Origin of the sequence: Microcoleus sp. Pol8_D6, assembly GCF_036700965.1 — a bacterium.
Lineage (GTDB): Bacteria > Cyanobacteriota > Cyanobacteriia > Cyanobacteriales > Microcoleaceae > Microcoleus.
The window spans coordinates 1-17,246 of sequence record NZ_JAUBPW010000101.1 but is presented as its reverse complement, the minus strand read 5'-3'; the positions used below and the strand labels follow the sequence as shown (position 1 = coordinate 17,246).

Below are 17,246 nucleotides of genomic sequence, written 5' to 3'. Positions count from 1 at the left end.
GCGATGCAACCTTCACGTCTGCGACCACTCAGATAGGTATTAATGTCACCAATCAGCCGCCGCAGGCAAATAGTGACCGTTACAACACTCCTCACGACAAGACACTCAATGTCGTAATTCCCGGAGTCCTGGCCAATGACATCGACCCCGACGGCGACCCCTTGAGTGCCAAACTGGTATCCTTGCCAAACAACGGCAAGATCAATTTCAACCCTGATGGTTCCTTTAGCTATACTCCCAATCCGGGTTTTGTCGGCTTGGAGGAATTCAGCTACAGTGTCAGCGATGCAACCTTCACGTCTGCGACCACTCAGATAGGTATTAATGTCACCAATCAGCCGCCGCAGGCAAATAGTGACAATTACAAAACCCTGCACGATCAATCCATCAACGTGCCAGTTGCGACAGGAGTTTTAGCCAACGATAGCGACTTAGACGGTGATTTATTGACTGCAACTAAAGTCACAAATCCCAACAATGGCACTCTCGGATTGAATAATGATGGTTCGTTTATTTATACTCCGAATCCTGGATTTGTTGGACTCGATAGCTTCACTTATAGTGTCAGCGACGGGATTGCTACCCTACCACCAATTGTGGCAAATATCAACGTTACTAACAGTCTGCCGATCGCACAACCTGACACCTATAGCATCAGTGCGGGAAAAGTGCTCAGCGAAATAGTGCCAGGAGTTTTAGGCAACGACTCCGACGCAGATTTGGACACGCTGAGTGCTGAGGTGGCCGCAAATCCGACGAAAGGGTCGATCGCCCTCAACAAAGACGGTTCTTTCACTTATACTCCTAACGCAGGCTTTTCTGGAACAGACACCTTTACCTACAAAGTCAGCGACGGAATAGTTAGCTCTGAACCGGCTACCGTGACTGTCAGCGTCAACAATAACCCGCCTGTAGCGAATTCTGACAGCTATATTACTGCTTTTAATACCGGTCTCAACGTGACCGGTTTGGGAGTCTTAATCAACGATACAGACCCGGAAAACGACCCGCTGACGGTGATTCTGGTGACAAATCCGGCTACAGGGTCAATCGTCCTCAACCAAGACGGTTCTTTCAGTTACACTCCGAATGCTGGTTTTGCAGGGACAGACTCTTTTACCTACAAAGCTAATGACGGAAAAGCTGATTCTGCGATCGTGACGGCAAGCATTGTTGTCAATAACCCTCCGACTCCGACTCCGACTCCGACTCCCACGGAAACTCCGACTCCGACTCCGACTCCAACTCCAACTCCAACTCCAACGCCGACTCCCACGGACACTCCAACTCCGACGCCGACTCCCACGGACACTCCAACTCCGACTCCTGCGGAAACTCCGACTCCGACTCCTGCGGAAACTCCGACTCCTGCGGAAACTCCGACTCCGACTCCGACTCCCACGGAAACTCCGACTCCTGCGGAAACTCCGACTCCTGCGGAAACTCCGACTCCGACTCCTGCGGAAACTCCGACTCCGACTCCGACTCCCACGGAAACTCCAACGCCAACGCAAACTCCAACTCCGACGCCCACTCCTACGGGAACTCCGACGCCCACTCCTACGGAAACTCCGACGCCCACTCCTACGGAAACTCCAACTCCGACTCCTGCGGAAACTCCGACTCCGACTCCTGCGGAAACTCCGACTCCGACTCCTACGGAAACTCCGACTCCGACTCCTACGGAAACTCCGACGCCCACTCCTACGGAAACTCCGACTCCGACTCCTGCGGAAACTCCAACCCCAACGGGAACTCCGACTCCGACTCCTGCGGAAACTCCAACCCCAACGGGAACTCCGACTCCGACTCCTGCGGAAACTCCAACGCCAACGGGAACTCCGACTCCGACTCCTGCGGAAACTCCAACGCCAACGGGAACTCCGACTCCGACTCCTGCGGGAACTCCGACTCCTACGGAAACTCCGACTCCGACTCCTGCGGGAACTCCAGACGATCGCGATTGCATTTGCGAACAGATTACCCTACCCGCGATCAGTTCGATTCCCGGCCCGAATTCTGTCGATCGCACTTTCAACGGCACTGACGGCGACGATTTCCTCACTGGCAGCAATCTCAACGACGCTATCAACGGTTTCAACGGCGACGACATTCTGCTGGGTGAAAGGGGCAACGATAATATTTATGGCGGACTGCCCAGCAATATCCCCCTTGGTCCGGATACAGACAATGACGTGCTGTTTGGCGGCAATGGCAATGACTACCTCAACGGCAATGCCGGCAACGATCTCATTTTCGGGGGTAAGGGCGATGATGTGGCGATCGGTGGCAAAGACGATGACTTGATTTGGGGCGACAAAGGCAATGACACTCTGGTTGGGGCTCAGGGTAACGACTGCTTGTTTGGAGGCAGTTTTGACCCGTCTAGCCCTGACTCGAATGGACGCGATTTGCTGTTTGGCGCTGCTGGCAACGACTTCTTGAATGGGGGAGATGCTGCGGATACTCTAAGCGGCGGCGAGGGCAATGATACTGTTTATGGCGGCAAGGGCAATGACGTTGTGGTGGGGGGTACTGGCAACGATCGGCTGTTGGGCGATCGCGGCAGTGATAGCATTTGTGGCGGCGATGGGGAAGATACTATTTTAGGAGACAGTGCGATCAACTTTAACAGCCTGCCTGATTCCCTATGCGGTGGGGAAGGTAATGATTTGATGTTTGGCAACGGCGGTAGTGACAAGCTGTGCGGCGATCAGGGCAACGATACTCTCTACGGCGGTAAAGGCGACGATTGTTTGATTGGCTGTATGGGCAATGATATTCTCAGTGGTGGCATTGAGCGCGATCGCTTTGTTTTAACAGCAGGTGAAGGCAGCGATGTCATTGCTGATTTCACAAAAGGTGAAGATTTGCTGGTGTTAGGGGGCGGTCTAACTTTTGCTCAACTTAGTATTACCCAAAATGCTAATGCAGCTTTCATCAGGATTGGTGAGAACGGTCTACTTTTGGCTGCTTTGAATGGAGTGCAAGCTAGTGCGATCGGTGTGAATGATTTTACCATCTTCGGGTAAGCACAAATTAATTAACTAAGGTGCGTACTCCGCATCTTAGTTAATTATGTAGAGTGTGCAAGGCGCTGCTTATCGCTATGAGTAGTGTATCAAATCACTTTTTGCGTCCGGGAGTGCGATCGACAATAATCCAAGCTTTTGCTTGACACTGCTCAGCACTCCAGATATTATTTTAGTAACAAAAATGACTTAAACAAGCTACTATACCAAGAAAATACTGACAGTGTATTTACGTAAATAAAAAATTTAATGTAAAAAAAACGACATTAGTTGATAGCTAATAGATAATCATCTCAAATTTAGGTGCATCTATATGGGACAGATAATTATTAACGAATTCCGGCGGAACGGGCAATTCCAGGGGAATGAGTATGTGGAACTGCTGTTGACCGAAGATCTAACAACAGCTCAAATTCAAAGTTTTTTTGTAGGCGATTCAAGCAGTGCAACAGCACAGAAATTTTCTGCTTATCAGTTCAGGAACATGGCGAGTATTGCTCCTGTTTTCAAGGCTGGAACAATAATTGCGATCGGCGGTTCAGATGTCATTCCTACTAATGATATTACCTACAACCCGGTAGCCGGCGGAAATGATGCTGATTGGAACATTCAATTGCTGATAAATAACGGTGCTGGCGGTACTTATCTCAATAATGTCTTATTCGGAACTAACGGTTTTGGTGGGGATTTTGCAGCCTCAGATATTGTTTGGGTAGATACTAGCAGTGCGGGAATTACTTCTGTTGATTCCCTCGCCTGGCCGACGACTGGATTAGGGGTATTTGGCAGTGCAGCTAAGGTGCAAATTCCCGCACCACCCAACGGGGGTAATGTTGAGTTTTCCAGCGCTATTGGCGGCATCAACAGAACTGCTAGTTATACTATAGATAGTCCAGGCTCCTTGGGTTTGCCCAACGGCGGAATTAACAGTATTTATATTAACAGCCTCCGCAACTGGCCGGTTAACATTGCTCCGACTTTGGCAACTCCTAATGTTAATCCGCCGATCGCAATTAATGAAGATATACCCAGCGCAGCTAACACAGGCTTTAGTATTTTTAACCTCACTAGCGAGTTAGGAAGTGACGCTAATGGCGATCCTTTGGGTGTTGCAGTCACCGCTGCAGACAATACTAACGGAAATTGGCAATTTTCAACAGATGGCAATACTTGGACAAATTTCGGCCCAGTGTCGGAAACTTCAGCAACCGTGCTCGGCCCGACTCGTCTTTATAATGGCTTACTTGGTAACACTCCCGGTGCTCAAGATTGGCTGTATTTGACTAACTTAAATCTTCTTTCTCCTGCCACTAAAGCTTCAGAAATATTTAGCGGTAATGGAGTTAATTTAAACAGCACTGCTGCCAATAGCATCTATGCTGGCTATACAAAGAATTCTTTAAATCCGTCATTTCCACCGCTTGATCGCACTACAGGCTTTAGCTTGTCTTTTAATCTCCAAATTATCTCGGAATCCCGCACTAATCAAAATCGGGCGGGTTTTAGCATTGTTGCCGTTACTAGCGATCGCAAAGCCATTGAAATCGGTTTTCAGCAGCTATCTGCAACTTCTGGCAATATCTTTGCACAAGGCGACGGCATTACTCCCAACCCAGGCGGACAAACCAACGGCTTATTTGTTGCAGCAGAGAATGTTGCTTATAACACCAATATTGCTACTAACTACACTCTCAGAGTTCAAGGTAACAATTACTTTCTTTCCAATGGCAGCGCTATCATACTAGCCGGCCCGCTGCGCGATTATTCAGGATTTAGCGGCTTGATAGATCCTTACGAAAGTCCTAATTTTCTATTCCTCGGTGACGACACAACCTCGGCGCAAGCTAACATCAACCTGACGCGGGTATCTCTGGAAACGCCTGCGAAAGTTCGGTTTGTACCCAACCCAGACTATTACAGTACCCCTGGAAGCGAACCAACAATTACTTTTCGGGCGTGGGATGGAAGTAACGGAGTGGGTAACGGTACTGCAGGCGTCAATGCTTCAATTACTGGTGGAACAACGCCGTTTAGCACTAATAGTTTAACAAGTTCGATCGCAGTTAATCCCGTCAACGATGCACCTTCGTTTGTCAAAGGAGTCGATCGCACTCTCAGCAGCAATTCGGGGCCACAAACCATCCCCGGATGGGCGACTGCGATTTCTCCAGGCCCTGCCAACGAATCAGGACAAACTGTGGCTTTTCAAGTGGTAGGGAATGATAATGCTGCTTTGTTTAGTGTACAACCGGCGATCAACTCGGTGGGGACGCTAACCTTTACACCTGTGCCGGGGGCGATCGGCAGTGCTAATATCACTCTAAACCTGAGAGATAATGGCGGTATAGAGAACGAAGGGCTCGATACTTCTGACACCCAAGCCTTCATTATCAATCTCACCAATCCAGGCACATTTAACTTTAGTGCCGCAAATTACAGCGTTAATGAAAACGGTCAATTTGCCACAATTACTGTTACTCGCACTGATGCTACTAATGTGGCTGCTGTCAGTTACAGTACAAGTAATGGCACTGCTAATGCTGGCAGCGACTATAACCAGACATCGGGAACATTAAATTTTGGCATTGGCGAAACTACTCAAACTTTCACGATTCCAATTGTTGATGATGCGGCAATAGAAGAGGATGAAACTGTTAATTTAACTCTGAACAATCCCACTAACGGAGCTGATTTAGGAGGGATTTATAGTGCTGTTTTGACTATTGTAGATACAACTCCAACCCCGACTCCGATACCTGCGGAAACTCCGACGCCAATTCCGACTCCGACGCCTGCGGAAACTTCGACGCCAATTCCGACTCCGATGCCTGCGGAAACTCCGACGCCAATTCCGACTCCGACGCCTGCGGAAACTCCAATTCCGACAGCGACACCTGCGGAAACTCCGACGCCAACTCCGACACCTGCGGAAACTCCAATTCCGACAGCGACACCTGCGGAAACTCCGACGCCAACTCCAACTCCGACGCCAATTCCTGCGGAAATTCCAACTCCGACGCCAATTCCCACACCGACGCCGACGCTTGCGGAAACTCCAATTCCGACAGCGAGTCCGACGCCTGCGGAAACTCTAATTCCGACAGCGACGCCAATTCCGACTCCGACGCCGACACCTGCGGAAACTCCTATTCCGACGCCAACTCCGACGCCAACTCCGACTCCGACACCTGCGGAAATTCCCACACCGACGCCGACGCTTGCGGAAACTCCAATTCCGACAGCGACTCCGACGCCTGCGGAAACTCCAATTCCGACAGCGACGCCAATTCCTACTGCGACACTAATTCCGACATCAATTCCGACGCCTGGGGAAACTCCAATTCCGACGCCAATTCCTGGGGAAACTCCAATTCCGACACCGACGCTAATTCCTGGGGAAATTCCGACACCAATTGCGACACCAATTCCGACATCTGGAGAAACTCCAATTCCAACGGCTAAACCTGGGGAAACGCCGATCGCCAATCAGAATTCGATCGCCCCAACCACATCTCCACCAACCGAAACCCCCACACCTAGGCTAATTCCTGCTGCTTCGGAAGACTGTATGTGCGATCGAATCACTTTACTCGATCGCACTTCCATTCCCGGCCCGAATATCCCTGAAAATATCCTCAACGGTACTGACGGTAAAGATACTCTAACTGGCAGCGATATTAATGACATCATCAACGGTTTCAACGGCAGCGACTTGCTAAATGGCTTATTCGGCAACGACAATATTTACGGCGGCTTTGCTAGCCCAGTTACTGTTGGCGCGGATGCAGACAGCGACACCATATTTGGCAACGAAAATAACGACTATCTCGTCGGCCACGCTGGGAATGACATTATTTATGCGGGTAAAGATCATGATGTGGCGATCGCAGGCAAAGATAATGACGTAGTTTGGGGCGACAAAGGCAACGATACCCTACTTGGCGATGAAGGTAATGACAGTTTATTTGGTGGCACTTCTGATGCGTCTGACGGTGACTTGACAGGAAAAGATTTGCTTTTTGGTAATAATGGCAACGACGTTTTATACGGACAAGAAAGCGAAGATACTCTTGCTGGGGGCGAGGACAATGATACCTTACATGGCGGCAAAGATAACGATATAGTTTGTGGCGATTCTGGCAATGATTTGCTGTTTGGAAATTTGGGAAATGACAGCATCTGCGGTGGCGATGGCGAGGATACGATTTTCGGAGATATTGACAATATCGCGACGAATGCTAGCAATCAAAAAGATTATTTGTGCGGTGGTAGTGGCAATGATTTAATTTTTGGTAATCAAGATGCCGATCAATTGTGCGGCGGTGACGGTAGCGATACTCTGTACGGGGGTAAGGGTGATGATACTTTGATTGGTGGAATTGGCGACGACTGGTTGATGGGAGACTTCGGAAACGATACGCTGCAAGGGGGAAGCGGGCGCGATCACTTTTTCTTGACTGCGGGAGAAGGCCGCGCTGTAATCGCTGATTTTACGCAAGGTGAAGATTTATTAATTTTAACGGGAGGGTTAACGGTCGATCGACTCAGCATAGTTAAAGAAAACACCACAACTTTTATCAAAATTGCCAACACAGATCAAATCTTAGCTAGCCTCAACGGCGTATCAGCTAATCTCATCACTCAACAGGATTTTACAGTAATTGGGCTACCTGGTTTGTAGATAATATCTAATCCGGTTGTATCAGAATGATCGCTAATATCCTGTAGGATCGATTAACCATAATATTTCGGTCGGGGGGGTTTTTTGAGATTGTCAATTATTTGCAGGTATTGTTGGTGAAGCCGCCCATACAAAAATCGCGATCGCTCGACCGGACATAATATGAGACACTACTTAAATCTTTCGTATAGCGTCAGCAAATAGTCATATCGCATTGATTTATCGTCTCTAAAATTAATCCACCCTGCCTTCTCAAAGCAGGCTAGGGCGATCGCGAGGAGTATGGAGTCAAACACCATATTGGTACTATACTTGGGGTTAAGTTGAAACTGTAGGGTGCGTACTTCGCAGCCTACAGTCTCTCGTTTCCAGGCTCGGCTTTGTATTTAAACCGGAATCAGAGTCGGTTCCAAAGTTGCCACTAATTTGAGATTGTACTCATATTCAAAACACGGCTTTTTATAATCTAAACTCCACAGTTCTAGAGCGCAATCGTCTTTGGGATTGAGCGGTTGTAGTCGCAAGTGAAACTCTCTAACTTCCGGGCGGTGTTGGCATTTAAAATCATAAATTGCGCCTATTTGCCGCCTATCTAAAGCCACAGCTAACCGCAGAAACGGATGCAATTTGCTGACTAATTCTCGGTAAGTTTTTGGGAGAACACTAAAATTTTCGTGCTTCTTTTTAGGAGGATTCTTCCGGTGATAGCGAGCCAAATTGGCAATTACTTCAATCTCTGTTTCAGTGTAGCCCAATAACTCACCATTGCGAATTAAATAGTAAGAATGCTTGTGGTGCGCTGAATGACTGACGTACAAACCGCAGTTGTGCAGAATCGCGGCAGCCCACAGCAACTCGCGTTCTTCGGTTCCCCAGTTGTGTAGAGTTCCTTGAGTTTGGTCGAAGAAATTGAGCGCAAATGCTGCTGTTCTTTCGCTTTGTTCTAAATTGACTTGATATTTGTCAGCCATGTGCAGAATGCTGCGCTGGCGGATTGAACCTTGATAGCGCAAGCGGTTTTCAATTAAACCGTGAGTCAGCATCCAGTCAACTATTACGCCTTCTCTCAGAGAGCGATCGCAAACAGTCAGCGATTCAATTCCTAATTGAATCATAGCTTCCTGCAAAATCAAAGCGCCTGCCAGAATAATTTCCGCCCGCTTGTCCGACATTCCTGGAATTGCCAACCTTTCCGAGTAAGAAAGTTTGCGAAAGCGATTGACTAAATCGCGCAAATCTTTTAAACTTAACTGATATCCAGCCAGCGGACTCGGCACTGTTCCAAACTTTTCGCGAGCGTTAATTGTGGCCAGAGTTTCGATCGTTCCAGCAGTGCCAATCAAGCGCAAAGGTTCGCCAGCATTGAAGTGAGAGCGCAATTCGTCGATCGGTCTTTCCAGCGAAATCCGAATATAAGCTTGCAAATAAGCAAACTCCTCCCTGCTTATCGGGTCAGTTTTGACAAATTGTCCTGTTAAGCGAACAGCACCAATTTTTGTACTGGTGAGACAGCGAGGCTCAGAACTGTCTCCTAAAATCAACTCCGTAGAACCGCCACCAATATCAATAATTACCTGCGACTGATTGTTAAACTCCATACCCGAAAGAACGCCGAGATAAATTCTCCGCGCTTCTTCTTGACCGGAAATTAAACTCACATTCAGGTCTAATTCATCAGCAACTTGTTTGAGAAAATCCCGCCCGTTAGGGGCTTCCCGAACTGCACTCGTAGCCACAGCGATAATTTGTTCGGCATTGAAAGTTTTAGCAATATCTTGAAAGCGGCGCAGAGTGGCGATCGCCCTTTCCATAACCTCGGACTTCAAGCACCCTGTTTTTGCCTCGCAATCGCCCAACCGAACCGTATCTTTTTCTCTAGCAATAATCGTAAACGCGGGCAATTTCGGATCGATCCGTGCCACCACCATGTGAAACGAGTTAGTACCCATATCAATAGCAGCAATAATACGATTTGACTCCGTAGAAGCAAGTGAATTAACCATTGGAGTATCGGGGTTGATAGATATTTATGATTATTTCACGAATCCAGTGAGGCATTCTATTAAATTAGCAAAAATCTGGAACTGCTGGCTGGCCAAGACTTCCACCTGTTTGAAATTTCGGCAGAAGTGCGATCGGCAGCAGAGATAGTAAGTGATTGTGCCTAAAATTTGATAAAATTTACAGTTAAAAATATCAAATCTAGAATTGAAATGCTTAAAGAGCTCGATCGCCAACCCGAATCCAAATTGCTAACCGTCGTGAGGCTTTTGAGATGGGACAAACCAGCAGGAAGGCTGATTTTAATGATTCCAGCCCTCTGGGCGGTCTTTTTAGCAGCCCACGGGAGGCCGCCGACAGCATTGGTGGGAGTGATTGTGTTGGGAACCCTAGCCACGAGTGCGGCGGGATGCGTCATCAACGACTTGTGGGATCGCGATATCGATCCCGAAGTAGAAAGAACGCGATCGCGCCCCCTAGCATCCCGCGCCCTCACCGTGCAAACTGGAATCGGAGTTGCATTAATTTCCTTTGCTTGTGCGGCGATTCTCGCTTTTTATCTCAATCCTTTAAGCTTCTGGCTGTGTGTCGCCGCCGTACCAGTAATTATCTGCTACCCCCTAGCAAAAAGATTCTTTCCAGTGCCGCAATTAGTGTTATCAATTGCCTGGGGTTTTGCAGTTTTAATTAGTTGGAGCGCCGCCGTTAACCAATTAGAATTAGCGACTTGGCTGCTGTGGGGTGCAGTCGTGTGTTGGACGATGGGATTTGATACAGTTTATGCGATGAGCGATCGGGAAGACGATTTGCGTTTGGGGGTGAATTCCAGCGCGATATTTTTCGGGGATAATGCTGCTAATGCTGTGGGTTTTTTCTTTGTTGGTACTGTCGGTTTGTTAGCAGCAATGGGAATTAATCTGCACTTGCATATTGGTTTTTGGATGGCAATTAGTGCGGCGGCGATTTTGTGGTTTTTGCAATACAGTCAACTCCGAAATACTGATATTCCGAAGCTTGTTTACGGTCAAATCTTCCGCCAAAATGTTTGGGTGGGGTTTGTCATATTGGCGGGGATGATTGTTGGGGAGATTTTTTGATAAGTTCGCCAATATCAAGTGTAGGTTAGGTTGAAAGAGCGCGAAACAAAACTTACACTTGATATGAATCATGAAGCAGAGCGATAAAAAGCGCGAGGCAGAAACACCCCAGTGAAAGCAAATAAAGAGTAGCAGTGAAGATTAAAGCGATCGACTATCGACACAAACTCAGTTTATTTACTTGACAAAATAACACTTACAAGCTAGCGTGATATCACCTCTACATTTAAATTGTAATATAAAAATTTCTTCATAATGTAGACCCTACACTTTATGATTCAAAAAATCCGTGAAGCTATTGGATTATTCGCTTCAAACTTTGTGCTGTTTAGTTTGATAGTGCTAACAGTATGGTTGCCGGGGTCAATTCTGTTGATATATTTGCGCCTGTACGTTTTTCCAGAGATGACTGGCGGAGACGAGTTGCGTATAACCATGCAAGAATTGCGAGTATCGCAATTCATTGAAGGCTCTTTTGGTACGCTCTATGTGGGTGCATTACTTCATGCACTTGCTCAGTTGAAGCGGGGACTTCATCCAACTTATCGTGAGTCCATGACCCACGCAGGACGAAAGTGTTTCAAGATGTTCGGAACTCGTTTTGTCACTGGATTGATTGTGCTATGTGGTTTAATTCTTTTTATCGTTCCAGGTGTCATTTTGGCATTGCGCTATGCACTAATTGATGCCGCTGTGGTGCTGGAAGGTGTAGAAGGATCTAAGGCTCAAAAAGTTAGTGCGAATTTGACTCAAGGGAAAAGAGGTAAGATATTTTGGACGATGATTCTGACCTATCTTGGATTGCTTATTGCTTCCATGATTGTGTCTTTGATTTTGTTTTTTCCGCTATCATTGATTGGACAACAGGATAACTTTGGAGTCGCATTAATATATGAGTGCGTTGCGAGTATTTTTGCTGCATTGCCCATCATAGTTTTGTTTTTGTTCTACTGGGATGCAAAAAATCAGCAGCCAGTTGTCTAGGATGAAAATTATTGATGTCACGATGGTGTGACAACAAAACAAATAGAAAATACTTCTCATCCAAAATCAACTACAGGACTTACGCACAGACACTATCTGTAGGTTCACACAGCGCACTTTACCTTCACAGATAGTTGAAAAATTGCTACCTTGGGTAGATCCTATGTCTAAGGGTGAAATTTCCTACTGCCGATCGCACACTCTATACAAAATTATATTACAAACTGCATAAAACTCCGGCGCCGCTTTGATAGATACATAGCGGCGGAAAGTTCAGCGAGTTTAATCCACCCCCTGTGTGAAGTTATATTACAAAGACTGAAACTTTGCATAAAAACTAAAACTTACCCCAGATAGATACATAGCGGCGGAAAGTTCAGCAGGTTTAATCCACACTCTTTGTGAAGTTATATTACAAAACGCATAAAAATTCCGACGCACTTCAGATAGATCAATATCAGCCCCCAGTTATCCAATTAATCAAGGTGCATCATGTCTAATATATCGATCGGCAATCTGAACGACAACTATTTCTCCATCGACTTCGCAGGTAAAACTGACCCCACAGACACCTATCGTTTTAATCGGCTGAATACAGGCAGCTTTCGAGTTACGGCTGAAGGATTTAGTTCCATTGTCGGGATGCAGCTTCTCGACAGTCAGGGAAAAGTCGTCAAAGATATCGAAACCAACGGCACAAATTCAGGAACTTTTAGCATCGATAATTTGGGCGCAACCAATTATGCGCTCAAAATTTCCGCACCTTCGGGCGATACAAATTATCAAGTTAGTTTAACCCCAGATGGCAAAGTTGACCCGCTGACAGGTTTAGGGGTAGACTCCGGCTTTTTTGCTACAGATTCCACGGGACAAGTTGGCTTTGACTGGCTGCACGACGGCGGCAATTATCAAGGTGAAGTTGCCATTTTCAGCGTGCTGGGAATGGAGAAATTTACCCCTGGTTCTCAGGAATTTATCAAAGAAGCGGCAAGACGATCCCTGACCAATTCTACCTTTGGTCACGTAGTAATTTCTGACCCCACAGAAGGTGCAAATCCACTATTTAATGGCAGTTTAGGAGAGGCAAATTATAACCAGGGGCAGTACAGCGGGCAGAAAACATTTCCGATGAAACCGGGAGAGGCTTTTGCGGTGATGCTGGTGCCAAATGGTACTGTGCAAGATGTGTTTAATAATCCCGGTGCCGGCGGTGATAAACGCCCACTGCTATCATTATCTAGCACTAATCCAGATGATGCTTGGTTGTACGGTCAAGTAGCAGATGTCACTGGCAACGGCAAGGCATTTGCGATGGAAGATCAGCGCGTCGATCAGGGTTCAGATAAAGATTACAACGATTTGGTTTTCAATTTAACAGGTGCGACGGGCAAAGCACCGGCAATAGAGAAAGTGATCGATCCAAATAAGGATTGGACTAAACTTGATGGCGGCAAGAAATTGATCGATTATGTCAAATCAAAGCAGCCGGTTCTGGAACCGCCTGTGGAAACGCCACCTGTGGAAACAAAACCGCCTGTGGCTGTCGCGCCACCCGTGGAAACGCCACCTGTGGAAACAAAACCGCCTGTGGCTGTCGCGCCGCCTGTGGAAACAAAACCGCCTGTGGCTGTCGCGCCTCCTGTGGAAACGCCGCCTGTGGAGACAAAACCACCCGTGGAAACACCACCTGTGGAAACAAAACCGCCTGTGGCTGTAGCGCCTCCTGTGGCTGTCGCGCCGCCTGTGGAAACAAAACCGCCTGTGGCTGTAGCGCCTCCTGTGGAAACACCACCTGTGGAGACAAAACCGCCTGTGGCTGTAGCGCCACCCGTGGAAACACCACCTGTGGAGACAAAACCGCCTGTGGCTGTAGCGCCACCCGTGGAAACACCACCTGTGGAAACAAAACCGCCTGTGGCTGTAGCGCCACCCGTGGAAACACCACCTGTGGAAACGCCGCCTCCTGTGGAGACAAAACCACCTGTTGCTGTAGCGCCCCCGATTGAGACAACGCCGCCTGTGACAACGCTGCCTGTTGCGACAACACCGCCTGTAGCAACGCTGCCGACCCCTCCAACACCATCGGTGCAACCGCCTACGATCGCCCCTGAACCGCCTCTGCTTGGACTTGAGCCGATCGATGATATGTCGCAGCCGATCGACCCCGAACCGCCGATTGAAACCGTATTACCGATTAGTTCGCCACCAGAAAATCGCGCATTTATCGGCATCATCGATACTGGGTTTGCGACAAACAATCCCGATTTGGACTACTCTAAAGTGACATTGGGGCGCGATCGCATTGACAAAGACAGCAATCCTTTGTTTACTGCCGGCACAGGTAACGAACACGGCACATTTAGCTGGGGTTTAGTGAGTGCAATTCAAGGCAACGATAAAGGTATTGATGGCTACAACGATAAGGCGAATGTTTATTTAAGTCGGGCAATTGGTTCTGGGGAATGGGATTTAGCTTTAACTGATTTTGTAAGTGAGGCGAAAGCACAAAAGCAGAAGAATGCGATCGCACTTCTTCCCCTCGATTTAACTCAAAAGAATGCTGATGGAAGCATTACCACTCGTTACGAATTTACACCCAGAGAACGTGCTGCTTTAGAAAATGCGCGTCAGAATGGAGTGCTGTTAGTTGTGGCGGCTGGGAATGACGGCGGTGTGATGTCTGTTTTGGGTCAATCTTCCCAGGAGTTTGAGAATATTCTCACAGTTGGTTCATCTGATGGCTTTGGGCGATCGGATTATTCCAGCTACGGCTATGGTTTGGATATTTTAGTGCCGGGAGGTGCGATCGATAATCCGACTTTATCGACTGTTGGCGAGGATTTAGGCACGATGGCGGGAACTTCGGCATCCGCGGCTAAGGCGGCGGGGATGGCGTCTAAGGTTTGGGAGAGTAATCCCGATTTGAATGCTACCCAAGTGATTGACATTTTGACCGGAAGTGCGATCGATTTGAAGGAGCCCGGATGGGATGAAGAAACGGGTTTTGGGGTGGTGAATTTCAATAAAGCTGTGCAAGTGGCCAAGGAAACAGCCCCACAAGCTTATATTCCGACACCTTTCTCGAATCCGACAACTTGGGGTTTAGAAGGGTTGGTGACGCCATTAGAAAGGGCCACTGCCGATCAATTTAATGGCAAATACTATGAGTGGGTGTCTTACACTCTTGAATATGGGGATACCCTCAGTCAAATAGCACTCGACACAATGGGCGATGCTTCTGCTGATGCTTACAACTGGATTGCTCAATACAACAATATTCCCAAAGCTGATGAGATTCAGGCGGGGACTACAATTGACATTCCCAAACAGGTATCTCCACCTCAGCCACCAGTTGACAATCCCGTACAGCCGCCAATTGACAATCCCGTACAGCCACCAGTTGACAATCCTGTACAGCCACCACCTAATTCAATTTCTCTCAACGGACACACCATTGGTGGCAACTTCTATCCGGTTTTCCAGAATTATCAAGGAACGCTGGGCAATCCCACTTCCGATGTCATCAATTATGGTAGTGTCAGCTATCAACTATTCGACAAAGGGTCAATCGTTACCAGTCAAAATGGAACTTTCCCCCTTTACGGTGGCATCCGTCAAGCTTTTTTGAAAACAGGTGGATTGGAAGGGTGGTTGGGTGCTCCAAAAAGTGAGGAAAAAGGGCTGGGTAATGGGAATATCATTCAATACTTTGAGAATGGGTACATCTACTGGAATGGTAGTAAGGCAACTGCTTACAAAGAAGGTAGCGGTATTTCGTTTGATAACACTTCCAATCTTGGTAATCAACCACTTTTGAACGACACAAATTCTCAACCTTCTCTCTTTGCTAATCCAACTTCATTTAATCCTTTAGTGGGATTCAATAATCCTTTACAAGGTGCTGGCAGCCTGACACAAGGACCTGGTGGTTCAACTTCACATACCGGCAGAGCGCAATATGCCATTGACTATGGTGTTAACTTGGGTACACCTGTATATGCAATGCGTTCAGGTACAGTGAAAAGAGTAATAGATGCCTATTCAGACACAGGTGGTGGTTCAGAAAAAGCGAATCAAGCAAACTTAGTTACGATTGAGCATGATGGAGGATATCGTTCTGCTTACTTACATCTACAACGTGGATTTAGTTTAAAAGTAACAGGGGGAATAAAGGAAGGTAATACTGTCAAAGCAGGACAGCTAATTGGGTACAGTGGCAATTCGGGTTGGAGTACAGGTCCTCACTTGCACGTAGAAGTTCATAGACCAAATAGCGATGGTACTTTTGGTCAGACTGTCCCATTCCGAATTAGTTAATTTCTTCTAAATTATGTAAGGCGATCGCCCATCATTCATCAAAAGAGCGATCGCCCTTCCGTTTGTGCATTCAACTAATAAAAAATTGTCATTTCAGTCAATTGTTGCTAAAATAATTACAAAAAACTATTCTGATTAGCCAATGAGCGACATCTCTATCAGCTTGCCAGATGACTTACTCACATACGTCAATCAAAAAGCGCCAAACCCCAGTGCTTTGATAGAATCTCTCTTAAAACAATGGCGAAAACAACAAGAAAACCAAGCTTTAGCAGAAGCTTGCAAGCTAATTGACGAATTAGATTTAGGATGGGATGAGGAATGGCAAGCTCAAGCGATTACCGACTGGGAAGCATCCCGATAGCTAGATTCGATCCGTCAGTAGGAACAGAAATACGGAAAACGCGGCCTGCGTTAGTCATTTCTGGTACGCTGTTCAACGAGCGGCGCAGCAAAGTGACTGTTTTGCCGTTTACCTCAGCTCGTCCTCACGATCCTCGGATTTCTCCTGCTGTGCTCTTAGTACCCGCATCCCCACAAAATGGTTGAGATGCAGACAGTTTGCTAGTCTGTGTCGATCCCATGACTTTCGATAAAACGAGATTAGTACAACAAGTCGGCTAATTGGAATCGGAGCTATTTTCCCAAGCTCAAGAGATTTTGCAGCGCTATTTAGAATTATAGCGAGATCCCTTTCTAATAATTCAGAAAGGATCTCGCTCATCATTCATCAAAAGAGCGAGATCCCTTCTTGCATCAGCGTTAATCTGCCTTCATCTGCGGTTAAAAAAGAGCGATCTTCCTTTCTAATAATTCAGAATGGCGATCGCTCAACTATTACCTATAATTCCAATCAATCCCTCTTTCAAAGACTGAATATCTACATCTTGAAGCCTTCCCAATTTTTTGAGTATCTGTTTTTTTTCAATTGTAGTAATAACTGGCTTAATCATAGAAGCATTTAAAAGCCCACCCGATCGCCAATCTGTTATGACAATATCACCGACTTTCGGGCTACTGCTAACTTGACTCGTTATACCCATAAGAATGCGATCGGGATACAGCACTTTGCGTGACTAAGAGGTACAGTAACAGCAGTGAGCAAAATAATTTTTGATTTGCTTAGTTGAACAT

The 17,246-nt window shown here is 47.0% G+C and carries 9 protein-coding genes; 7 read left to right on the top strand and 2 right to left on the bottom strand.

The annotated features are described in order from the left end of the window. Positions 1-3,032, top strand: a 3,032-nt coding sequence (locus QUA10_RS26970) for an Ig-like domain-containing protein (RefSeq protein WP_333081803.1), incomplete at its 5' end; no start/stop codon positions are given. 313 nt (positions 3,033-3,345) lie between these two features. Beyond that, positions 3,346-7,713: a choice-of-anchor Y domain-containing protein gene (locus tag QUA10_RS26965; protein WP_333081804.1), complete on the top strand. Its 4,368-nt coding sequence runs from the start codon at positions 3,346-3,348 to the stop codon at positions 7,711-7,713. A 386-nt stretch (positions 7,714-8,099) separates the two neighbouring features. Here the strand turns inward: QUA10_RS26965 and QUA10_RS26960 are convergent, their stop codons facing one another. Further along, the gene (locus tag QUA10_RS26960; protein WP_333081806.1) at positions 8,100-9,716 is read right to left on the bottom strand and encodes a Ppx/GppA phosphatase family protein; all 1,617 of its coding nucleotides are present in this window, start codon (positions 9,714-9,716) and stop codon (positions 8,100-8,102) included. A 210-nt stretch (positions 9,717-9,926) separates the two neighbouring features. On the opposite strand from QUA10_RS26960, the gene QUA10_RS26955 reads away from it, so the two are divergent. The 5 genes from QUA10_RS26955 (at position 9,927) to QUA10_RS26935 (ending at position 16,661) form a co-directional block, all read left to right on the top strand. Continuing rightward, positions 9,927-10,811, top strand: coding sequence for a 4-hydroxybenzoate solanesyltransferase (locus QUA10_RS26955; protein WP_333081807.1), 885 nt, complete (start codon positions 9,927-9,929; stop codon positions 10,809-10,811). Positions 10,812-11,084: 273 nt separating this feature from the next. Next, complete coding sequence (locus tag QUA10_RS26950; protein WP_333081808.1) at positions 11,085-11,795, top strand: hypothetical protein; 711 nt, start codon at positions 11,085-11,087, stop codon at positions 11,793-11,795. A 492-nt stretch (positions 11,796-12,287) separates the two neighbouring features. Further along, the gene (locus QUA10_RS26945) at positions 12,288-16,112 is read left to right on the top strand and encodes a S8 family serine peptidase (protein ID WP_333081810.1); all 3,825 of its coding nucleotides are present in this window, start codon (positions 12,288-12,290) and stop codon (positions 16,110-16,112) included. A gap of 142 nt (positions 16,113-16,254) precedes the next feature. Next, positions 16,255-16,476 carry a hypothetical protein gene (locus QUA10_RS26940; protein ID WP_333081811.1) on the top strand — a complete coding sequence of 74 codons (222 nt, stop codon included), beginning with the start codon at positions 16,255-16,257 and terminating at the stop codon, positions 16,474-16,476. Beyond that, a complete protein-coding gene (locus tag QUA10_RS26935; RefSeq protein WP_333081812.1) occupies positions 16,434-16,661 on the top strand; it encodes a type II toxin-antitoxin system PemK/MazF family toxin in 228 nt (75 codons plus the stop codon). Before QUA10_RS26940 ends, QUA10_RS26935 begins: the two co-directional genes overlap by 43 nt. A gap of 281 nt (positions 16,662-16,942) precedes the next feature. Here the strand turns inward: QUA10_RS26935 and QUA10_RS26930 are convergent, their stop codons facing one another. After that, positions 16,943-17,179, bottom strand: coding sequence for a hypothetical protein (locus QUA10_RS26930; protein WP_333086432.1), 237 nt, complete (start codon positions 17,177-17,179; stop codon positions 16,943-16,945). Between the last annotated feature and the right edge of the window lie 67 nt (positions 17,180-17,246).